Origin of the sequence: Neolewinella aurantiaca, assembly GCF_008014675.1 — a bacterium.
Taxonomy (GTDB): Bacteria; Bacteroidota; Bacteroidia; order Chitinophagales; family Saprospiraceae; genus Neolewinella; species Neolewinella aurantiaca.
Genome location: NZ_VOXD01000007.1, coordinates 27,369 through 49,575, shown reverse-complemented (window position 1 = coordinate 49,575; position 22,207 = coordinate 27,369). Strand labels below are relative to the sequence as shown.

Annotated in this window: 17 protein-coding genes; 6 read left to right on the top strand and 11 right to left on the bottom strand. The window is 51.5% G+C overall.

The window, feature by feature from the left end; all coding sequences use genetic code 11:
* Positions 1-46: 46 nt before the first annotated feature.
* Entirely contained in the window at positions 47-2,884 is a 2,838-nt protein-coding gene (gene carB, locus FUA23_RS06260; protein ID WP_147929872.1) for a carbamoyl-phosphate synthase large subunit, read from the top strand.
* 78 nt (positions 2,885-2,962) lie between these two features.
* On the opposite strand, the gene FUA23_RS06255 is transcribed toward carB, so the two are convergent.
* Complete coding sequence (locus FUA23_RS06255; RefSeq protein WP_147929871.1) at positions 2,963-3,535, bottom strand: hypothetical protein; 573 nt, start codon at positions 3,533-3,535, stop codon at positions 2,963-2,965.
* A gap of 174 nt (positions 3,536-3,709) precedes the next feature.
* Between FUA23_RS06255 and FUA23_RS06250 the strand changes: the two genes are divergently transcribed.
* Both FUA23_RS06250 and FUA23_RS06245 read left to right on the top strand, forming a co-directional pair.
* The gene (locus tag FUA23_RS06250; RefSeq protein WP_147929870.1) at positions 3,710-5,281 is read left to right on the top strand and encodes a carboxylesterase/lipase family protein; all 1,572 of its coding nucleotides are present in this window, start codon (positions 3,710-3,712) and stop codon (positions 5,279-5,281) included.
* A gap of 2 nt (positions 5,282-5,283) precedes the next feature.
* Positions 5,284-5,667 (top strand): ACT domain-containing protein, encoded by a 384-nt coding sequence (locus FUA23_RS06245; protein ID WP_147929869.1) that lies wholly within the window; start codon positions 5,284-5,286, stop codon positions 5,665-5,667.
* A 211-nt stretch (positions 5,668-5,878) separates the two neighbouring features.
* Here FUA23_RS06245 and FUA23_RS06240 read toward each other — a convergent pair whose 3' ends face one another.
* The 5 genes from FUA23_RS06240 to FUA23_RS06220 all read right to left on the bottom strand — a co-directional run bounded on the left by FUA23_RS06240 (position 5,879) and on the right by FUA23_RS06220 (position 10,548).
* A complete protein-coding gene (locus tag FUA23_RS06240; protein WP_147929868.1) occupies positions 5,879-6,625 on the bottom strand; it encodes a LytR/AlgR family response regulator transcription factor in 747 nt (248 codons plus the stop codon).
* A gap of 11 nt (positions 6,626-6,636) precedes the next feature.
* Complete coding sequence (locus tag FUA23_RS06235; protein ID WP_147929867.1) at positions 6,637-8,490, bottom strand: tetratricopeptide repeat-containing sensor histidine kinase; 1,854 nt, start codon at positions 8,488-8,490, stop codon at positions 6,637-6,639.
* A 160-nt stretch (positions 8,491-8,650) separates the two neighbouring features.
* Positions 8,651-9,652: an SIMPL domain-containing protein gene (locus FUA23_RS06230; RefSeq protein WP_147929866.1), complete on the bottom strand. Its 1,002-nt coding sequence runs from the start codon at positions 9,650-9,652 to the stop codon at positions 8,651-8,653.
* A gap of 190 nt (positions 9,653-9,842) precedes the next feature.
* Positions 9,843-10,106, bottom strand: a complete 264-nt coding sequence (locus FUA23_RS06225) for a hypothetical protein (protein WP_147929865.1) — start codon at positions 10,104-10,106, stop codon at positions 9,843-9,845.
* A gap of 214 nt (positions 10,107-10,320) precedes the next feature.
* Positions 10,321-10,548, bottom strand: a complete 228-nt coding sequence (locus FUA23_RS06220; RefSeq protein ID WP_147929864.1) for a hypothetical protein — start codon at positions 10,546-10,548, stop codon at positions 10,321-10,323.
* Between the two features lie 150 nt (positions 10,549-10,698).
* Between FUA23_RS06220 and FUA23_RS06215 the strand changes: the two genes are divergently transcribed.
* The 3 genes from FUA23_RS06215 (at position 10,699) to FUA23_RS06205 (ending at position 14,061) form a co-directional block, all read left to right on the top strand.
* Positions 10,699-12,330, top strand: coding sequence for an acyl-CoA carboxylase subunit beta (locus FUA23_RS06215; RefSeq protein ID WP_147929863.1), 1,632 nt, complete (start codon positions 10,699-10,701; stop codon positions 12,328-12,330).
* Positions 12,331-12,511: 181 nt separating this feature from the next.
* Complete coding sequence (locus FUA23_RS06210; RefSeq protein WP_147929862.1) at positions 12,512-13,021, top strand: lactoylglutathione lyase family protein; 510 nt, start codon at positions 12,512-12,514, stop codon at positions 13,019-13,021.
* A gap of 275 nt (positions 13,022-13,296) precedes the next feature.
* Positions 13,297-14,061 carry a cupin domain-containing protein gene (locus FUA23_RS06205; RefSeq protein ID WP_147929861.1) on the top strand — a complete coding sequence of 255 codons (765 nt, stop codon included), beginning with the start codon at positions 13,297-13,299 and terminating at the stop codon, positions 14,059-14,061.
* A gap of 31 nt (positions 14,062-14,092) precedes the next feature.
* On the opposite strand, the gene FUA23_RS06200 is transcribed toward FUA23_RS06205, so the two are convergent.
* The 5 genes from FUA23_RS06200 to FUA23_RS06180 all read right to left on the bottom strand — a co-directional run bounded on the left by FUA23_RS06200 (position 14,093) and on the right by FUA23_RS06180 (position 22,205).
* Entirely contained in the window at positions 14,093-15,349 is a 1,257-nt protein-coding gene (locus tag FUA23_RS06200) for an Nramp family divalent metal transporter (protein WP_147929860.1), read from the bottom strand.
* A 133-nt stretch (positions 15,350-15,482) separates the two neighbouring features.
* Complete coding sequence (locus FUA23_RS06195; protein WP_147929859.1) at positions 15,483-16,247, bottom strand: SDR family NAD(P)-dependent oxidoreductase; 765 nt, start codon at positions 16,245-16,247, stop codon at positions 15,483-15,485.
* Positions 16,248-16,359: 112 nt separating this feature from the next.
* Positions 16,360-17,082 (bottom strand): FadR/GntR family transcriptional regulator, encoded by a 723-nt coding sequence (locus FUA23_RS06190; protein ID WP_147929956.1) that lies wholly within the window; start codon positions 17,080-17,082, stop codon positions 16,360-16,362.
* Between the two features lie 379 nt (positions 17,083-17,461).
* Positions 17,462-18,970: a RagB/SusD family nutrient uptake outer membrane protein gene (locus FUA23_RS06185; RefSeq protein ID WP_147929858.1), complete on the bottom strand. Its 1,509-nt coding sequence runs from the start codon at positions 18,968-18,970 to the stop codon at positions 17,462-17,464.
* Positions 18,971-19,169: 199 nt separating this feature from the next.
* The gene (locus FUA23_RS06180) at positions 19,170-22,205 is read right to left on the bottom strand and encodes a SusC/RagA family TonB-linked outer membrane protein (RefSeq protein ID WP_147929857.1); all 3,036 of its coding nucleotides are present in this window, start codon (positions 22,203-22,205) and stop codon (positions 19,170-19,172) included.
* Positions 22,206-22,207: the final 2 nt, after the last annotated feature.

Sequence of the window (22,207 nt, the reverse complement as noted above, 5' to 3'; positions counted from 1 at the left end):
CCTCTGATCGCTTATCTTTGCGCGAATTTTAACTTACCCCACAGGCATGCCAAAGGATACATCCATCAAATCAGTCCTCATTATCGGTTCAGGCCCGATCATCATTGGTCAGGCTTGCGAATTTGACTATTCCGGCACTCAGGCCAGCCACAGTCTTCGGGAAGAAGGCATTGAAGTCACCATAATCAACCCTAACCCGGCAACGATTATGACTGACCCCTCCACTGCGGAGAACGTCTATCTTCTCCCCCTTACTCCTGAGTCCGTTGAACAAGTCTTACGCGAACAACCCCAGATCGACGCCGTCCTTCCTACTATGGGAGGTCAGACCGCACTTAATCTTGCCATCGAATGTGGTGAGGTAGGCCTCTGGGAAAAGTACGACATCCGAATGATCGGGGTAGATCTGGACGCTATCGACCTGGCAGAAAACCGGGAGCTCTTCCGGTTGCACATGGAAAAACTCGGCCTCGCCTGTGCTCCGGCCATGATTGCCAACTCTTTCCTCGAAGGAATGGAAGCGGCCCAGGAAATTGGTTTCCCCCTCGTTATCCGCCCAAGTTACACCCTTGGCGGCTTCGGAGGCGGCTTTTGCTTCAAGCAGGAAGACTACGCCGACATGCTCCGGCGCGGCCTCGACGCCAGCCCGACCCACGAAGTACTGATCGATAAAGCTGTTCTGGGCTGGAAAGAATTCGAACTCGAACTACTGCGTGACTCCGCTAATAACGTTGTTATCATCTGTACCGTCGAGAACTTCGACCCGATGGGTATCCACACCGGAGACTCCATCACCGTTGCTCCCGCAATGACCCTGTCCGACAAAGCATACCAGGATATGCGTAACCAGGCCATCATCGCTATGCGGGGCATGGGCAACTTCGCTGGTGGATGTAACATCCAGTTCAGCCAAAACCCTGAGACCGAAGAACTCATCGTTATCGAGATCAACCCCCGTGTTTCCCGGTCTTCGGCACTGGCCTCTAAAGCAACCGGATACCCGATCGCGAAAATCGCCGCAAAACTGGCCCTGGGGTACAACCTCGACGAACTCAAAAACCAGATCACCAAAACGACCTCGGCCTTCTTTGAGCCTACTCTCGACTACGTGATCGTTAAGATTCCACGTTGGAACTTCAATAAATTCCCCGGAGCTGACCACAAACTCGGTCTTCAGATGAAGTCGGTAGGAGAAGTTATGGGCATCGGCCGCAACTTCCTCGAAGCACTGCAAAAGGCTTGTCAAAGCCTCGAAAACGGACGCGCCGGATTGGGATCAGACAAGAAGGAATGGATCAAAACCGACGACATTCTCAACCGTCTCGAGAACGTCTCCGATGACCGGCTCTTCCGCCTAAAGGATGCCCTTCGCCTCGGTGTTCCCCGCAAAACGATCCACAAACTCACGAAGATCGACCCCTGGTTCATCAACCAGATCAAACGCCTCGTAGATTACGATCTCCGCGTACAACGGTACAATGTTCCCGAAGACATCCCCGCTGATTTCTTCCGCGAGCTCAAAGAGCTCGGTTACTCCGACGCACAAATTGCCTACCTGCTGCGCGTAGACGAAGAAGCCGTTACCAACCGCCGCTATGAACTCGGTATCAAGCGGACCTACAAAATGGTAGACACCTGTGCCGCAGAGTTCGAAGCACAGACGCCTTACTTCTACTCTACCTTCGACAGCGAAAACGAAAGCATTGTTACCGATAAGAAGAAAGTCATCGTCCTTGGTTCCGGGCCCAACCGGATTGGCCAGGGTATCGAATTCGATTACTGTTGTGTCCACGGCCTGAGGGCAGTACAGGAAGCCGGGTACGAAGCCATCATGGTGAACTGTAACCCGGAAACCGTTTCCACCGATTTCGACCAGGCCGACAAGCTCTACTTCGAGCCCGTTTACTGGGAGCACATCCGGGAAATCATCGAACTGGAAAAACCCGAAGGCGTGATCGTTCAGCTCGGTGGCCAAACCGCCCTGAAACTTGCCGAGGAATTCCACAACCGTGGCATCAAGATCATCGGCTCGAGCTACGAAAGCCTCGACCTTGCCGAAGACCGGGGTCGGTTCAGTAACCTCCTCAAAGAACTCGACATCCCCTACCCTAACTTTGGCACAGCTAAAGATGCAGACGAAGCGCTCGATGTTGCCAAGCGGGTTGGATACCCCGTGCTTGTTCGCCCCAGCTACGTACTCGGCGGTCAGGACATGCGGATCGTTATCAACGACGACGAACTGGAGCGCCACGTACTGAGCATCTTCAAAAAAGACCCTAACATGGTGGTGCTGGTGGATCACTTCCTCGACCGGGCCAAGGAAGCAGAAGTAGATGCCATCTGCGACGGCGACGAAGTCCACATTATGGGCATCATGGAGCACATCGAACCCGCTGGTATTCACTCCGGAGACAGCTCTGCGGTGCTTCCTACCTATTCTCTCAGCGTCAACGCTGTCAACAAGATGCGGGAGTACACCGAAAAGCTAGCCTTCGCCCTCAAGACCAAGGGCCTGATCAACGTACAGTTTGCCATCAAGACCGACAAGGAAACCGGAGAGGAAAATGTGTATGTTATCGAAGCCAACCCACGGGCTTCCCGGACGACACCTTTCATCGCGAAAGCGTACAAGGTACCTTACCTCAACATCGCTACTAAGGTGATGCTCGGAAGCCACAAACTCAAAGACTTTGTCATCAATCCGCAGCCAAGTGGCTACGCGATCAAGGTTCCCGTCTTCAGTTTCAATAAGTTCCCGAACGTGGACAAACAACTCGGCCCTGAGATGAAATCAACCGGAGAAGCCATCCGCTTCGTGAAGGACATGACCGATCCGTTCTTCCGCGAACTCGACCGTAACCGCAGCGTCTACCTTACCCGGTAACGCCCGGCAAAACAACTGCGTCGTTGTGTTCCGTAAAGTAGCCCCCGGGCTGATTACGAACACAACGGCGCAGTTTTTTTATGCCGTCAACTTCGCGGCGAGCGACTTCAATTGTTTCAGTACCGCATCTTTTTCCTGCCGTTTGTTCGTCCTCAGCGTGATGTTGTAATCGATCAGATTACCGACCCTCCAACGCAAAACGTAGAGGTAATGCGGCCCTTTTTGCCCGGTAGTGTAGATAGTTTGGTCCCCCAGTTCAGCGGGCAGTTCTATCGAGGAAATGCGATCATCTTCACGCTCTAAGTCTCTGATAAAAGCACGCTCCACGTATTTCATTTCAATCGTGCGTTCATCGCTTTTACTGATGGTGATGTGAGCAAGTCCGGAATTGTCGGTAGACATAAACGTACAGTTCTGAACGCGCCCGTCGCTCATGCTATTGGGCTGGCCTTCGCCAGAACCCGCCCAGCCGAAGGTTTCCGCAACGAGATCGTGCGAAAATGTTTTACAGGGAGGATCGATCGGTTCCTGCACAGAAACGGCGATGGCGGGCTGGGCGGTGGCGGGAGCAGCAACAGCTGCTGTCTGGGCATTCTTATCGCCGCAGGATAGGGAGACAAAGAAAAGGAGAGCCAATGAGAGAGATTTCATAAATTGCGTTTGTACCTTTCTATACGCCGGGATACGGTAGCGTTACGCGATGTGTCCATATTTGTGGCGCGGCCGCAGGATACAGGGTGAGTTATTGGTCCGGTTTCTGTTATTTGAAGAGCTTATATTGCACCTGCGACCGCGCCCTTTGTATCTTCCCCAAAATTTAAAGTCGTGAAAACATTCTTTCTTACCCTGGCGATCGTAGCTATCGCCAGTGCGCTCTTTGCTCAAAACCCAAATGGTTTTCCCGTTCACACCACCGTTCAGGGCGGTATCCTTGAGGGAGATTATGACAACAAAACGGGCATCCAGACCTACCTGGGGATTCCTTACGCCCAGCCACCGGTGGGCCCGCTCCGCTGGAAGGCACCGCAGCCCATGAAGCCGTGGTCCGGAAAGAAAATGGCGAAGAATTTTGGTCCGCGCGCCATCCAGAAACACATGTGGGACGACATGCTCTTCCGTTCTGACGGCCTGAGCGAAGACTGCCTCTACCTCAACGTCTGGACGCCCCGGAAACAGAAAGAAACAGGGCTTCCGGTTCTCCTTTACTTCTACGGCGGAGGCCACGTTGCCGGCGACGGATCAGAATACCGCTACGACGGCGAAAGCATGGCCAAAGAAGGCATCGTTGTCGTTACCGTAAACTACCGCCTCAATCTCTTCGGTTACTTCGCCCATCCGGAACTCTCTAAAGAAGCCCCTTACAGTGCATCCGGCAACTACGGAGCGCTCGATCAATCCGCCAGCCTGCAGTGGGTAAAAGACAACATCGCCGCCTTCGGCGGCGACCCCGACCACATCACCATAGCCGGAGAATCGGCCGGATCTATGTCCACCAGCCTGCACATGGCTTCTCCACTCTCACGCGACAACATCGCCGGGGCCATCGGAGAAAGCGGAGCCCTCATCAATCCTACCGGAACGCCCGTCCCCCTCAAGGAGGCCGAGCAGACCGGAGCAGCATTCGTAGCCCAAACCGGCTACTCCTGGGATGAGTTTCGCAAGCTCAGCACCGCTGAGCTTTTCGAATTGTACAATGAATACCGGCCTCAATTGCCGATGGTCCTCGACGGTTACCTGTTGCCAAAGACGCTCCCGGCTATATTTGAAGCCAGGGAGCAAGCAATGGTTCCCCTCTTGCTCGGTTGGAACTCTGCCGAACTCCCAGCCGCGGCCTTCCTGCGGCCGCCCTTCACCCGTGCCGGTTTCGAAGAAATTGTAAAGCAGCGAATCAGCGAAAGCTCCGATGAGGCACTCAAACTCTACGCCGGCCAGTCCGGTACCGAGCTGGAACAAACCATCTCCGACTTCGGCTCCGACAACTGGATTGTTTTCAGCACCTGGAAATGGTTCGATCTACACCGGAAAAACAGCAACCAGCCGGTTTACCGCTACCTATACTCTAAGCTCCGCCCCGCCAACGCCGCCGGAGAGCGTCCGGCAGCCATCGGGGCTCCCCATGCGTGCGAGATCGAGTACGCCCTGGGCAACCTGCACCTTGTCCCTGGCTGGCAATGGACCGAGGACGATTACAAAGTCTCCTCGACCATGAAGAGTTACTTCGCTAACTTCATCAAAACCGGAGACCCCAACGGTGAAGATCTCCCCGGGTGGCCTAAGGTCGCCCCCGGTGATGATAGTCCACCGGTGATGGTCATCGACGTGGAGAGCAAAGCTGTTCCTGCTAAGAATGATGCGCGTTACCGCTTCCTCAACCGGATGTACCACGGCGAACAATAACAATGCCCATTCACGACCTCAACGAACTGTTGCAGCACGCACAACCAAAGCTCCAACCGGGAGCTTTCGTCTTCGTCAGCCTCCCGGACTGGCCGGACCTGCCCCTGAAGGACGTTCTGATGTCCTTTCAGGAAGACGAAGGTATGACCTTCATCCTGAGGCAAAGCGTCGCCGATCAGCTTGGTTTGCAGTACGAATACGTTGCCGCCTGGATCACTATGGAAGTTAATTCCGCGCTGGACGCTGTAGGCTTCACGGCCGCCTTCGCTACTGCTTTGGGCCGGCACAACATCAGTTGCAACGTTGTAGCGGCTTTTCACCACGACCATTTATTCGTTGCGAAAAAGGATGCCGCTCTGGCAATGGATGTGCTCCAAAATTTATAATGAGAGATATGCTACTCTACATTTTTGATTTCCCCCCTCTCCCCCCGCCCTCTCCAACAAGCTTCGCCTAAGGCTCAGCGGAGAGGGAGCCAAAAATGTAATGTACTGTGAATGAGAGAATACCTCAAGGATTTCCGTTAATGAACATGAAGGGCCAATAAAAGAGGGTTTCCTGTTCACACAGGTCAGAAGATTCGGGCAATAAAGGATATCACACCAGTGCCTCCAGCAAGGCCTGCTTCCGTGCAGCAGCAACGATCAATTCCGTCCCATCCTCTAACGTTACAGACCCTCCTTTGCCACGGTGATAACGGCGGACCAACGCCAGGTTGACCACCGTAGACCGGTGAATGCGGCAAAAACCAGCGACAGACAGTAAAGCGTCGTAGAATTTCAGCTTACGACAGATGAGGAGTTTGCGTCCGTCGGTGAGGTGGAACGAAGTAAAATTGTCGGCTGCTTCGAGGTAACGGATTTCTTCGGGAGTGATGATTTCCAGCCCGTCTATCAGGGGCAGCGCCAGGCGCTTGGGCGCTTCCTGTCCACCGGTTTTGAGGTTGTCCAACAGCGCCCGGGTGACCCGGCCCTGCTCCCGCAGACCAAGACGTTCCTTCACCCTGGCCACGGCTCCGATCAGATCGTCGATATCTACCGGTTTGAGGAGGTAGTGGGCGGCGGAGAGCCGGAGCGCCCGCAAGGCGTACTGCTCGTAGGCCGTTACGAAGACGACTTCCAGCTTATGATCGGGCGGAAGTTTTTCGAGGAGGTCGAAGCCATTGCCGAAGGGCATTTCGATGTCCAGAAACAGAAGTTCTGGTTGGAGCTTACGGATGGCTTCCAGAGCAGTTTCGACGCTTTGGGCTTCTCCGACCACCTCGACGCCCGGGCAGTACTTCCCCAGGTAATGGCGCAGGGCTTCCCGACTTGGCTGTTCATCATCGATTATCAGGGTTTTCATGCTTGCTTGTATTATACCCTCAACCGGACCAGGGTTCCGGGAAATTCTGTTCCGGGGAAGGCATCCTCCACCTCCACGGAAAAGTTCTTTCCGTAATATGCGTTGATGAGGTCCAGGCGCTGAGCGGTCGTTTCCATCCCTGTGCTCTTATGACTGAGCTGGTTTTTCGTTTTCAGTTTAGCGGATTGGTTTCGGCCGATTCCATTATCCGTAATCCGGATCAACACACTTTCGGCGTCACGCTCAACATCTACGGAAAGCTGGCCTCCCGAGGGGCGGTAGCGTAAACCGTGCCAGATGGCATTTTCGACAAAAGGCTGCAGAATCATCGGTGGCAGCTGAACGTCTTCCAGACCGGATGCATCGGGGAGCAGGTAATCGAACTTCCCGGTGAACCGCTCCTTTTCCAGTTCGAGGTACAGCGCGAGTTGTTCCAGTTCCTCGCTCAGGGAAACGAAGTCTTTGCCCGATTGATCAAGCACGTTGCGCATCAGTTTTGCGAAGCGGCCCAGGTAGCGGTTGGCACTCCGCTCATCCTGCTGCGCGATGTAATTGTTGATGCTGTTGAGGCTGTTGAAGATGAAGTGAGGGTTCATCCGGGTTTGCAGGTTGCGGAGCAACAAAGCCTGATTAGCGCGGCGGCGTTTACCGACGTTGCGGAGAATCAGGAACACGGAGAGCAGCGCGCCAATCAGCAATGCCCCCAGCAGATAAATCAGCCAGCGTTGCAGGTTTACCCGGTCGTTCAGCAGTGCTCCTTCCACCTCCGCTGCGCGGAGGTCTTTCAGGCCAAGGTCTATCTTTTGCTGCTCGCGCAGCACGGCTACCTGCTGATCAATTTCTTTGCGGCGCTCGGCCAGCAGCTGATCGTTGGCGGTGGTATAGTTGCGGTAAACCTCCGCTGCGCGGCCGGGCTGACGGCGATCGAGGTAAAAATCAGCGCCGGCAGCGTAGAGTTCGGATGCAATCGTGGCGGGTGTTTCACTGTCGACCGTTTTCAGAGCGATCTCCAGTTTGTCCTCAGCTTCTCTGACTTTGCCGACATCGCGCAGGGCCTTGAAACGGGTCAGGTTATCGGCAGTGACGAGGTCGAGCGGAGCCGCGGGCAGCGCCTCCACAACGTCGACGTCGAGGTTAGGAGCTTCCTTGATCACCGCGCTACGTACTTTTGAGTTCACCGCGTAGAGTCCCTCGGCATCCTCCTTGCTCATTTTAGCGTTCTTCGGCACCTGCGTCAGCGCCTCGTTAAGGCTGTTGTTGGCCTCTTCGATGTTGTTTTGCTGCAGATAATTACTTGCCTGTTTGATGTTGACGCGTGATTGCGTCAGGCTATCGGGTGCAGCAAATTTCACCTGCTCATAGTAGCTGTTACTGACCGAAATGTTGTTCAGACGCGACTCGAGGTCCGCCAGTCCTTCGGTACATTCAGCGTGCAGGGCGCCGGACGCAGGTGCAAGGTCGAGACAACGGGCAAAGTTCTCGCGCGCAGCAGCAAAGTTCTCCTGCCGGAGGTAAGCCGTACCCCGCCGAAGCATCACCAGGGCCTGGGTCTCCTGGTCCTTTACCGATATCACCTCCAGCGCCCGGTCGTAACGCCCGACAGCGAGGTCCTCCTGACCGATGTCTGCGTAGATGTCTCCCAGCAGGATGAATGCATCGGTCAGTTCGTCAGCCCCCGGCTTTTGCTGAATAACCTGATTCAGCAGGCGGATCGCTTCAGCCGGGTCTTTTTCTCTCAGGTCAGTTGCCTGCTGAAGCCGGCTCACCTTCTTAGTCCTCGTTTTCAGCGATGACTCCACAGATTGCCCAGTCAGCGCAGAGGCCACGCTGAAAAGAAAAGCAAGGATGAAGAGGCGAATTGACATTACGGGAGGTAAGATAAGGAGTTCTGGAGTCGGGAGTTCGGGAGTCGGGAGTCGGGAGTCGGGAGTCGGGAGTCGGGAGTTCGGGAGTCGGGAGTTCGGAGTCGGGAGTCGGGAGTCGCTTAGCGCACCAACCCGAAAACGAAGCTTTGACGCACAGCGCCTACTGCAGGACGAGCGGCACAACTTTACCATCAGGAGTAAGGTACATAAACTGTTTTTTCACTTCAGTGATTGTTCGTGGTTTTGCCGGAGCTTTAGGCGGATAAAGCGTAAACCGGACCTTGAGACTGTAAGAAAACTGAGCTGCCGGCTCCAGCAAATCAGGATTGATCACCAGGTCGTAATCATTGGCGGGGATCGCCTGATAGAACCGGAGTGTCGGCTTATCGACCTTGCTGACCAGGGCATTTTCCATATCCTGCTTGCTTAGTTTCTGCGATGCATGGGCTGAGTAACTTTCGTACCGGTCACCGGGGTAGACGACCCAGGCGCTTTCGCCCACGTGCTGTTGGGCCGTATCGAGTGCGATTCCGTTTTCGGCGTACAGTTCCTTGATCCCGTCGAGGTAGGTAAATGCCATCTCGCGCAATTCCCGGTACACATTCTGAGGCTCGCTGACCGCATAATCGACCTTGATGATGTCGTAGATTTCTTCCTCGGCTGCAACCGTGATGATTTCATCGAGCAGCTCCGCTTTACGGTAACGAACGTGGATGTTCTTCTGGAGGTTAAACCCGGTTGGCACCTCCGTCAGTGTTTTCTTCGAGAAGATCTTCTTTTCGGTGTTGAAAGCGTAAGTCGGCAGGAAATTGACCATGTCGATGTAAATGTCTTCCGGGGCGATGCCCAGTTTTTTCAGCCCGGCTTTGACCGCATTCAGCCGCTGGTTCATGGCTTCGTTTACTTCACGTGCGGTTTTACCCGATTGAAAAACGCTGAAGAGGGCGTTGTAAGAATCTGCTGGCTGGTTGCTTAGGGCGTTGACCGTCATTTCGATGACGTTTGCGTTGGGGTTCAGGTTGGCCGCCGTCTGAACCCCGCGAAACTTTGGCTGGTAGTTCTGGATCCGGACATTCTGGTTTTGAGACTGGTAGTTGCCCATCACCTGAGCGGAGAGGCCGGCGGTGAGGACAAAGCTGAGCAGAAGGATAAAGGTGCGCATGGTGCAATCTGGTTTTGAACAGTTTGGTAAAGGAAAGAAGCGCTGAAAATCCATTGCTTCTGCCAGCAAAACTAGGGTGCAAAACCTGAGGCCATCACCGCGGGACAGCCAAAAAAGGTGGCCTTTGGCCACCTCTGCCCAGTGACCGGTCAGCTTCACAAAGTGAAGGATCAGATTGATAAAGTGCCGGTCAGGTTAGCCCGAGCGTGTTGAGTAAGAGGAGCAAAACAACCGCATAAACGCCAGCAAAAACCAGCAATTTATCAGGCTTAGCCCAGTACCGCAGCAGTAAGTAACCATACCCGATACTGACCAAAGTACTGCTCGCCAGCCCGAACCACATCAGTTGGCTAAAGGCCTGTTCTTCCGCAACGAGGGTAAACAGTAATCCAAAAGCGATCAGAGCGATCATCAGCAGAAATACACAGAAGATACGGGTGATTTTAAGTTTCATTCGGGGTGTGGTTTGAGTTTACCTGAGGGGTTATGACTACCGCGCTCCCGTGGAGATGCCTTCAGCCATAAGTTGAGGCAATTCAGGTGCCGCGCCAGTGAGAGCGCATGCGGAACCTGAGGGCATGTATCCGTTTTGGATAGCGGCGGACCGCAAAGCCACTTTGCTCCTTAAAGCCCGGTATGCACCTGCGGCTGCGCCCGAAAACCGTCCATCATCCCATTAGTTCCCGGACGTGAAACATCACGTTCATCGCCATGATGGCGGCAAGCGCCAGCCCCAGTAAACGCAGCCAGGTACCGTTTTCCTGCCGGAAAGCCTCGGCCCGAGCCCGGGCTTCCGGCTTGCCCATGCGAACAAGTCCGCGAGCGAACAAGTAGATATATATACCAATCGCCAAGAGGGCAATTTCGATGATTAAGCTGATAGTACTGGAAGTCATACGGCAAATGTAAGGTATGCGCTCTATCTTGGCGACCTTTGGTAGTGTTAAGCGATTGTAGTTTAGGTTCTGGCTGCTGAACATGACGTGGCCCGGACGTAAAGCACCAACCGCTGCGCACTCCCCTACCCTAACCACCACCACCACGAAATGACTAAACAAGAACAAGCTGCCCTGGAGCACGAAGACGCCATGCAACTCTCTCTTTCCCGCCTCAATCACCGGCTGGAGAAAATAAAAGAAGGAGGCGGTAAGAAACGCATCATGAAACAGCACGACAAAGGCAAACTGACCGCCAGAGAACGTGTTGCTCAACTCATCGACCCCGACACCACGTTTATGGAATTCGGGGCCTTTGCCGGCTACGAAATGTACAAGGAGTACGGCGGCTGCCCGGCAGCCGGTGTCGTAACCGGATACGGCCGTGTTCAGGGCCGACTGTGCGTCATCGTTGCCAACGATGCCACCGTGAAGGCCGGAGCCTGGTTTCCGATCACGGGCAAAAAGAACCTCCGCGCTCAGGAAATCGCCATGGAAAACCGGGTGCCGATCATCTACCTCGTTGACTCCGCAGGCGTTTTCCTTCCGTTGCAGGACGAGATTTTCCCCGACAAGGAGCACTTCGGACGCATCTTCCGTAACAACGCAAAAATGAGCGCAATGGGGGTGCCGCAGATTGCGGCCGTGATGGGCTCATGTGTAGCCGGAGGCGCGTACCTCCCGATCATGTCTGATGAGTCGTTGATCGTTGAAGGCACCGGAAGTATTTTCCTGGCCGGGCCTTACCTCGTCCGCGCAGCCATCGGCGAAAAAGTAGACGCCGAAGACCTCGGCGGAGCCGAAATGCACGCTTCCGTTTCCGGGGTGATCGACTACAAATGCAAAGACGACCACGAATGCCTTTCCACCATCCGCGACCTGGTGGGCCGGATGCCGGAAACCATACTCACCAACTTCAACCGTGCCGAACCCGCATTGCCGGAAACCTCCGACGCCATCATGAAGGTGCTCCCCGAAGACCGGGCAAAACCTTACGCAGGCATCGACCTCATCAAGGCAATGGTAGATAACGGAGAGTTTACCGAATTCAAAGAAGAATACGGCCAGACCCTGCTCTGCGGCTATGCTCGCATCGATGGCTGGAGCGTCGGCATCGTGGCCAATAACCGCCTGGTCGTAAAGTCCGGCAAAGGAGAAATGCAATTCGGCGGAGTGATCTACTCGGATTCTGCCGACAAAGCCGCGCGCTTCATCATGATCTGCAACCAGAAGAAAATCCCTCTCGTGTTCCTGCACGACGTATCGGGTTTCATGGTGGGCAGCCGCTCCGAACAGGGCGGAATCATTAAAGACGGAGCAAAAATGGTAAACGCAATGGCCAACAGCGTGGTGCCTAAGTTCAGCATTGTAGTCGGCAACAGCTACGGTGCCGGCAACTACGCCATGTGTGGCCGTGCCTACGATCCACGCCTGATGCTCAGCTGGCCCAGCGCCCGCCTCGCCGTAATGGGCGGAGCCCAGGCAGCAAAAGTACTCCTGCAGATTCAGGTGGGTAGCCGCAAGGCTAAAGGAGAAGTGGTTTCCGCCGCCGAAGAAGAAGCCCTGCTTAAGAAAATCACCGACCGCTACGATGCTCAAACGAGCCCGTACTACGCCGCTGCCCGACTGTGGATAGACGAGATCATTGATCCCCGGACAACCCGAGACTGGATCTCGACCGGAGTAGAAGCCGCCCAGTTTGCTCCGCTCGAAGAGTGGAAAATGGGGGTTCTGCAAACCTAATGCTACCGGAAGAACTCTGTGGAGCAACTAATATTTTCCGGCGCGCACGCAGGTGCAGAGTCCGTTTGAAACAAGACGGATCAATATTTAACACGGGGAATAGATCGACGGTGCATCTATTCCCCATCTAATATTGTTCCCGTCGACATTCTATTCAATCAAACAATAATTGCGACTCGAAATGGAAAAAGTAAAATACCCCAGATCCTTCTCACACATCGGCATAACCGTTCCTGACTTGGAAAAAGCCGTGGATTTCTACGAAAATGTGATGGGCTGGTACGTCATCATGAAGCCTTCCAAAATCAAAAAGGAGAAAGACACGGCCATCGGTCAGATGTGTATCGATGTCTTCGGAGACGACTGGGAAGAATTCGAAATCGCTCATATGTCAACTTCCGATGGAATTGGCATCGAACTTTTTTCCTTCCCTCACGGCGTAAAGGAAGCACCAGAGTTCAATCCCTTCAACACCGGCCTTTTTCACTTCTGTGTTCAGGATCCGGACATCGAGGGGCTCACCCAGAAAATTGTGGATCACGGAGGCAAGCAAAGGATGCCCATCCGGGAGTATTACCCGAACGACAAGCCCTACAAAATGGTCTACGTTCAGGACCCCTTCGGTATCGTATTCGAAATCTATACCCATAGCTACGAACTGACTTACTCTTCAGGAGCTTACCAGGACTAAATGAGGGATATTGTTGTAACGAAGAAGCTGATAACAAAGCGCTTCGCTTACGGGCGCAAACCAGATTGTCGCGACTGCTCCTCCCCCAGCGTAGCGATATGGAGAGGCTGGGAGGGGGGTGAGCGACAAACTGTTGCGCCTCCGCAAACCGTATCTAAATTTCATAAATGCACCTTTCGGAACCATCTCCGGAAGGTGCATTCTTGTTAAGAAAAAGACCACCGCCTTAGTATCGGGAAAGCGCAAAATCAGTACCTTGTCCAAAACTATTGAATATGTCTAAGCAGGAAATTCCAATTGTCAATTTAAACGCTAAAAATGATCTTTCATCTTCCATATTAATTATGGAAAATGAAATTAAGGACATTGAAATCGAACACATTTCGAATACAGCAGGATTAACCATAACCGACTCAACCAAAGAAGGTTACAAATCAATTTACATATTCACAAAAGGCACGGGAAGCATTATTGCGGAGGACAAAAATTATGAGATTGTTCCGGAAACGATTTTCCTCCCTAATATTATTCAGAGCATTGAAATCAAAGCAGATGAAGCCGCTCCCCTTCATTACCTGAAAATCACAAGTAAGCTATCGGAACAGGACCAGAAAGAACTGGAGGATTTCCCCGCGGAAGACACGCAGAACGTCTATTACGCCAAGTTCAGCGACTGTCAATCGTACACCGAACCCATCAAAAGTCCGGGCACGATCAGCAGGACCATTCTTCCCAATAAAATTATTCCCCGGGTAGCAATGGGTACTGTACAAACGAAAGGACCTGATGAAGTTGGGGCGCACGAGCACCCCATGCTGGAGCAATTGTTCTTAGGCCTCGCGGGCAATAAATGTACCGTTTACGCCGACGATGCTCAGGTTGAATTCCCGGAACACAGCTTGCTCCACATCCCGCTTGGCTCCCGACACTCCGTCACCGTAGACGAAGGAGAAACCCTCCACTACGTATGGATGGACTTCTTCATGGACAGCAAAGGGGAAGAATGGCTGAAGACCCACATCGTTGACGAAGAGAGTTAACCGGCATATCCGAGATTTCAGGCAGAATGCTTTAGCCCGCTACCAGCTGCCATACTCCCCTGATTCCTACCGCTGAGGTAAAAATGGAGAACAGAAGAATCAGAAACAGGATTACATTTGTAGCTGTACTGTTTTTGTGTACCCCCATGAGGTCTTTCCTGTTGCCCAGGTAGAAAATCCCAGCCACCGTGGCTGGAAGAATCACAGCGTTAAACGCCTGAGAAGCAATCATCACGAATACAGGAGGAGCATTAAAGATTGGGACCACCAGGCCCAACAGAGAAATCAGAACCACCATTATCCGGTATTTAGGACGGGTCATTTCGCGCTCCGACTGATTGTAGTCGCAGAGCAACCATGGCAGCATGAGTACATTGGGGATCTGGGAGGAGACGCCGGCAGCAATAATTCCGAAGGCGAATATTGCGGTGGCCAGCGGGCCGGCCAGAGGCTCCAGCAAACCAATCATTTGTGATGCTTTGGTAAGACCGATATCGGCTACGTAAAGTGTTCCGGCAGCAGCAGCCATGATCGACATGCTGATCAGAAACATCAAGGTTACCGACACGATTGCGTCTTTACGCTGCACTTTCATGTCTTTCAGCGTCCAGCCAGCTTCCTTAACCAAAGTGGTCCGAATGATAAACAGGCCTGAAAAAACGGTAGTTCCCACCAGGGAAGCGATGACCAGAAACGGTCCTTTCCCCTGATCCGCCGGTACTTCAGGGATGTTAGGAATCAAACCTTTGACAATTTCCAGCGGCGGAGGCATCAGAATGAAGAAGTTAGCGACAAAGCAGGCGGACATGATAGCGACAATCACCGCTAAGGCTCGTTCAAAGAACTGCGTTTTACCATTCCAGAAAATGACAATCACCAAAGAAATGAAAGCAAGCGCGAAGTAAACCGGAGCGATTCCTCCCTCCACGAAACTCTTGGACCATTCAAAACTGATGTCTGCCACAATCCCCATTACCCCCATTACGCTTCCCATCACACCGGCGGTAAGGGCAACGATAAAGAAAATACCAACCGCCGGATGGATGTGTTTTCGGAAGGCATGAAGAGCAGTCTCCCCCGTCACCAGAGTATAGCGACTGTAAAGATTGATCATGAAGTAAGTCGTCAGACAGGAAGCAACAATCGTCCAGAGGAGAGACATACCGTAGGTTGCCCCTGCTTTTGCCATTGCGGTAACGCTGCCGGTACCGATGTTGAATCCTAAGAGGAAAATACCGGGGAGAAAAGCTGCCAGGCCCGATAAAATTTTGTCTTTTGTAGTTGCCATTCGACTCTTATTAAAACACAAGTGGACCAACCTGGAAGAAATCCCTGGTATGGTCCACTTGCTATTTTCCGTAAATTTTATAGATAAAGGAAAACCCTATCAACCTGAGGTTGAAACGTAATCGGTTACGCTTTTAGATTCCCAGTGCCTGGCCACCTCCGACCTGTACGGTTTCGGCGGTGAGGAAGGCAGCATCTTTGCTTGCCAGGAAAGCCACAACTCCGGCAACGTCATCTGGCTGACCGAGTCGGCCCAACATGATGTTGTTTGCCCACGAAGCAAATACTTCAGGCTTGGTGGATTTGATCTGCTGGTGGAAAGGAGTGTCGATAGTACCCGGAGATACTGCGTTCACCCGAATACCGTACTCGGCCAGGTCTTTGGCCAGGGCGCGTGTGATGGTCTGAACGCCAGCTTTAGAAGTACCGTAGATACCAGCTCCCGGACCTCCTGCATTCCATGCAGCGTTAGAGGTGTAGTTGATGATGGTCGGGTTCTCTCCTTTCTTGAGGAAAGGAATGGCTGCACGTGATGCGAAGAAAACGGAATCCAGGTTCAGGGCCATAACAAACCGGTAGAACTCAGTGGTCATGTCTTCGAAACGGGACCGTCCTCCCAGTCCACCGGCGTTGTTCACCAGCACGTCGATACGGCCGTACTTCTCGCCGATTTTGGTGATGTTTTCGGTTACTGCTTCTTCATTCGTAACGTCGAAACCGTAGTACTCGGCTTTGATGCCTTCTGCTACCAGTTCCTGAACTCTTTCAGCTCCAACCTCATCCCGAATGCCGTTCAAAATAACGGTGTATCCGTCCTGGCCTAATCTTTTAGCTACTGCAAAACCGATTCCTCCGGTGGCACCAGTTACGATGGCCACTTTTCCATTTAAATTAATCATTGATGTGATGTTTTGATTGATGGTTTAGTGATATTTCCAAAAACTCAACCGGTAGGGATGATAAACCGGCGACAATTGGAAATAAATTGTGTAATAGTACACTGCGTACTATTTAATCGTTTATTACTTGATTTTCAAATCTATTGCAAAACTCCATTAAACGGTCAAAATGAGTTTCCATACTTTCGATTGCCATGGCTGAATCTCTTTTTGCAATAGCCTCAAAGATAGCTTGGTGCTTCTGAAGCTCCAAAATATTATCATCGAATTTACATACTCGGTTCGTTTCAAAAACATTAATAATATTAGGTGTAATCTGTAGTAGCAATGCATTCATTGTTGTGTTCCCGCTAGCCCTTGCGATGGCCAGGTGAAACAACAAATCTTCCTGTAATGCATCCTCCCGATTTACCACTTTTGCTTTATATGCGTCAAATGTTGTTTCAATTGCCTTCAAATCTTCTTCCGTTCTTCTTTTAGCTGCTAATTCGACCATTCTCAGCTCTAACAAAATCCTGGTTTCCACCAATGATTTGAAATCATGTCTTCTTAATCGTAGAATATCGTTAATTATTCCATTCAATGCTGTTTGGCCAATATTTGCGACAAATGTACCGGACTGAGGAATTGATTCTACCAATTCATAAAGCTCAAGCTTTTGTATCGCTTCTCTGACGTGTCTTCTGCTGACACCAAATTTTTCCGATAATACCCGTTCCGATGGAAGCTTGTCTCCTGGCTCCAGATTTTTGTGATTAATTAAATTCCTTATTTTCGATATAATAAGGTTTTGGATATCGTGGTTATCATTTTTTGTATTTAAGTCCAGTTTCATCATTGAAGGCAATCTATTCAATTTTAAATAATTAGCTCATATACCCGAAAGCGATTATCTGCTCATATTTCACATAACCGGATGATCCGTTTTACTTATAGCAGAGACAATTGCTTCCTGGGACAACTGCAGTTTGCTCAACTCTGAGGTTGAAGAAGCAATAAGAGCAAACAACCCTTCAGACTTACTTTTCAACCTGCAAATATCGCGCAAGATACAAGACTCAGATCAATCGATCTCTAAGTAAAGAGGCGTTCTACAAGCCAGACAGGCCAATAAAACGCCTCTTAATAAAACGTGCTAAGAAGAGGAAGTGCTGTTGAAGCAGCTATACTCTGTTTACAGAATACGAATTGCCCGCCTAGACGACGTTGATTTCCTAGTACCCTGGGTTCTGGGTCAGATTAGGGTTACGCTCCAGCTCATCAGCAGGAAGTGGCAGCAGGTAATCATCGGCAGTAAAGAACTCTTTTTCACCTTCAAGACCTGATGCGCTGAAAACTTCGTCCCCGATGCGGCGACGTACAATATCGTACCATCTCTTACACTCAAAAGCGAGTTCGTAACGACGTTCTTCCAGGACGTCATCTACGGTAACGGTTCCGGTAATGTCTGCAGGAACAGCACTTGGTTCAGTATCATTCCACGAGCCACCAGAGCGTGCACGAGCCCGGACCTGGTTGATGTAGTTGGTTGCAGATGCATTATCGTTGAGTTCAACTGCGGCCTCGGCAGCAATCAGGAGTACCTCTGCGTAGCGAATCATTGAGTAGTTATGGCTCGTTGCCCGTGCGTTTCCGCGGGCGAAAGGGCCGGGGAAGCGAGTGTACTTAGCGATGTACGGATTGTTCTTAGCGAACTGGTGACCGCTGATGTCGAAGTTAGTGAAGCTAACCTGAGTACCACCAATTGAAACCTCTTCGTCCAGACTAACGGCTCTGCGGTAGTCACCTGCGGGCCAGGTCGTGTAAACTTCGAGGGTAGGAACAGCAACGGACCATCCGCCACCTGAATTTCTGTCATCACCCCGGATACCGGTCATGGGAGCAATCTGATCGTAAGCATTGTTAGGAGCTTCAACGTTGTTGTAGTCCAGTGCAAAAATCGGCTCTTTAGAACCATCAATCTGATTAGCGTCGAACAGAACCTGAAAATCTGGTTCAAGGGCCAGGTCATACGTTGCCGCATTGTCGATAACCTCTTTGGCTTCAGCGAATGCCTGATCGTAGTTCCCCATTGTCAGATGAACTAAAGCCAGGTAAGAACTCGCTGCTGACTTGGCAGGAATAGCACGTGAAGACTGGGTGTTAGGCAACCAGGTCTTTGCGTACTCCAGGTCGGAAATGATGTTCTGGTAAACTTCAGCAGCAGGAGTTTTGCTGATCGATGCTGCCGCAGCGGCATCAGCGATGGGTGCATCGATGTAAGGAACATCTCCGAAAAGACGTACCAAATGGAAGTAGTAAAATGCACGGATAAAGTAAGCCTGAGCTGTTACCGGGTTTTTGAGTTCTTCCGCTACATCAACATTTTCAGCACCCGCGATTGCCTGATTGGCGGCAGCGATGCCCTGGTATGTTTTAGGCCAAAACTCGCTGATCATTCCGTTGCTGGCAAGTGTGGTGAATTCGTTATTCTCCACTCTTCTTGTTTCGTTTGAAGCAAGGTCTACCATGTCAGAACGTAACATGAGTGCGATGGACAACTTCCGTCCCCAAAACTTCTCATTGATAGCGTGGGTAAAAGAGCCATCAACGGCTGTCTGAATATCGTCTGTAGATTTGAAGAAACCATCCGGAGCTAACAGGCCCACCGGCTCTTCAACCAGGTCGGAACACCCGACCATTGCAAATCCCACCAACAGGATTAAATATTTCAAGTTTTGCATGCTTTTTTATTTAAAAAATGATAATAAGTTAGAATAGCCTCCATTCTCTACCCCCCGAAAGGGTTGTTGATGTTGACTAATGCATTAACACAGTTACGGTTTAAGTTCTTTTTCGGATTACACCGGGCGTAAGCCAAATCACCCGCTTCGTACTCCTGCGGAGCCTGAAAGGGGATGATTTGGTCTTCGCCCGATGGAGTTAAAACTGAACGTTGAGGCTGAAATTGAATGATTTTACCGTTGGGTAGTTACCAAAGTCAAAACCTTGTACCGTGTTACTGGAAGTGTTGTTGTCGCCACTGGCACCGAAGTAGTTTACCTCAGGATCAAGGCCGGAGTAGTCTGTAATAGTCAGCAGGTTCTGAGCGCTTACCGACAGGCGGATGCCACCAATACCCAGTTTCTCTACAGTTGCTGTAGGCAGGTTGTAACCAAGAGCGATGTTCTTCAGGCGGATGTAGCTACCGTCCTCAACGAAACGGGAAGAGATCTCCCGGTTGCTGTTGTTACCAACGCGAGGCTGGTCGGTGTCGGTGTTGGTTGGAGTCCATGCGTTGTTGAAGTAGTCACGGGTGGTATTTGCATCACCGTTGTTCAGCTGAACGTTGGTCATGTTAAAAATATCACCTCCCTGAGCCCCCTGGAAGAAGATATTGAGGTCGAAGTTTTTGTACGTGAAGTTGTTCGTGAAACCGAAAGTGAAATCAGGGTTCGGGTTACCAATGATGGTTCTATCGGCTTCAGTAATCTCACCGTTACCATCAGTATCTACAAACAGTGGATCGCCGGCTACACCGCCGGTAAGTGTTTGTGTTCCGGCAGGCAGGTCGCCTCCCTGGTAAACACCGCTGTACTCGTATCCCCAGAAAAGACCTACTTCTTCTCCAACGCGGAGAACGTAGCTACGGTCATGGCTGAAGTAACTCGGTGCTGCGTTGCCGAACAGGTCAGCATCGTTGATCAACGCCGCAACCTCGTTCTTGTTAGCAGACAGGTTGAAATCGGTACTCCACCGGAAATCACCTTTCACGATGTTTTTGGTGTTAAGGGAGATTTCAAAACCTCTGTTGTTGATCTCACCGAGGTTGGTCAGGATCTCATCGTTCTGGAAGCCGAAGTACTCAGGAATACCGTTGTTTCCGAGGATCAGGTCTTTGGTATCGATGTTGTAGTAGTCTACCGACAGGTTAACGCGGTTGTCAATCAAGCCTAAGTCTACACCAATGTTAGTCTGGTAAGAAGATTCCCATTTCAGGTCAGGGTTAGCTGGCTGGTCTGGTGTGATGGCGAATACAGTCTGTCCGTTTCTGGAAGCGTAAAGGCTCGCAAAGCGGGCAAGTGACTGGTAGGGGCTGATGGAAGGGTTACCCGTAACACCGTAGCTCACTCTCAGTTTGAGGCTGGAAATGGTTTCGTTGTCGATCAGGAAGTCTTCATTAGAGATTTTCCACCCCAATGCAGCAGATGGGAAAACAGCGTATTTGTTGTTCGCAGCGAAGTTCGAAGCTCCGTCTCTTCTTACCGTAGCGGTAACGAGGTAACGGTTGTCGTAGTCGTAGTTGAGTCGTCCGAACTGAGACTGAATCTCTGTTTCGGAAAGAGAAGATGCTGGCTGGAGCAGACCGGTAGCAGTACTCAGGGCGTAGTAAGAGAATGCGTCAGACAGGAAGCCGGTACCGGCAGCAGCGAATGCCTCGTTTTTGTTTTTCTGGTAAGAGTATCCACCCAACAATGTTAAAGCACCTTTGCCGATCTCTTTTGTGTAAGTCAGGTAGTTTTCGCTGAGTACGCTGGTTCTTTTAGTATTAACCACGCTGGCTCTTCCGCCTACTGCCGAGGCAGTAATCTGAAGCGAAGAAGGCTGGTAAACTCCGCGGGATACGTTCTCGCTGCTCAGACCGAAAGTGGTCTTAAACGACAGGTTCTTTAAGATGTCGTAGTTAGCGTAAACGTTAGCCCGGAAGTTATCCGTAACGGTCTCATCAACGCGCTGAGTGGCAACAGCAAACGGGTTGTCTACTTCGTCACCAATTACGTCGTTGGTAGTAAAGTTCCCGTCTTCGTCCTGTACGGGCTTGTCCGGTGCAAACCGCATCGCAAGTGAGATAACATCATCACCACCAACCGTTACCGAACCGTCAGACTGAGTTGTTACTCCGTCCTTGGTGCCACGGCTACCAAAAAGATTGAGCCCCAGCTTGAATTTATCATTCACCTGCGCGTCGATGTTAGACAGGAAGGTAGCTCTTTCGAAACCGGAGTTCACCACAATTCCTTGCTGATCGAAGAAGTTACCGGAGGCGTAGAAGTTCACTTTATCTGATCCACCGGAGAGTGAAAGCTGGTGGTTCTGGGTGTTACCCGACTGGTAGATCAGGTCTTGCCAGTCTGTATCGGCAGGGCCTTGTGGATAAGGCGTAGAAATGCCGTTGTTTGCTCTGATCTGGTTCTGGTAGTCGGCAAATTCGTCTGCATTCAGGAGGTCAAGCTCGTTTGCAGTGTTCTGTGTTGCATAAGTTGAATTAAGCTCAATAGACAAACGTCCGCTCTTACCTTTTTTGGTCGTTACCAGAATTACACCGTTCGATCCTCTGGAACCATAAATAGCGGTCGCAGATGCATCCTTCAGTACTTCCATGGAAGCGATATCGTTCGCCTGTGGCATAGTAGCACCAACAAATCCATCAACAACAATCAGCGGTGAGCTGTTGGCACTGATAGAGGTGTTACCACGAATTTTAATGTTGATCGGAGCACCTGGCTCACCACCATTGTTAGACTGAACAACCACACCGGCCGCGCGTCCCTGAAGTGCCTGAGCAGCATCCAGTACGGGGAAAGCGTTGAGTTCTTCGGACTTGACCGAGGATACAGCGCCCGTGATATCACTCTTCTTCCGGGAGCCGTAACCAACAACTACAACTTCTTCAAGTACCGCAGCGTCTCCGGCCAACGTCACGTTCAGTTCAGTCTGGTTCCCGACGGTGATCGTTTGAGAAACATAGCCCGTGTAGGAGAACTGAAGCACGTCTCCGGTGCTTACCTCCAATTCGTAATTCCCGTCAAAGTCTGTAGAAGTACCCCGGGATGTACCGGTAACGAGAATATTGACGCCGATCAGTGTAAAATCGTCAGCATCCGAAACCGTTCCGGTTAAAACGCGTGTATCCTGCGCGAATAGTGAAATGTTGAGGAACAACAGTCCAACCAACATCAGTTTGGTCCTTAAAATCATTC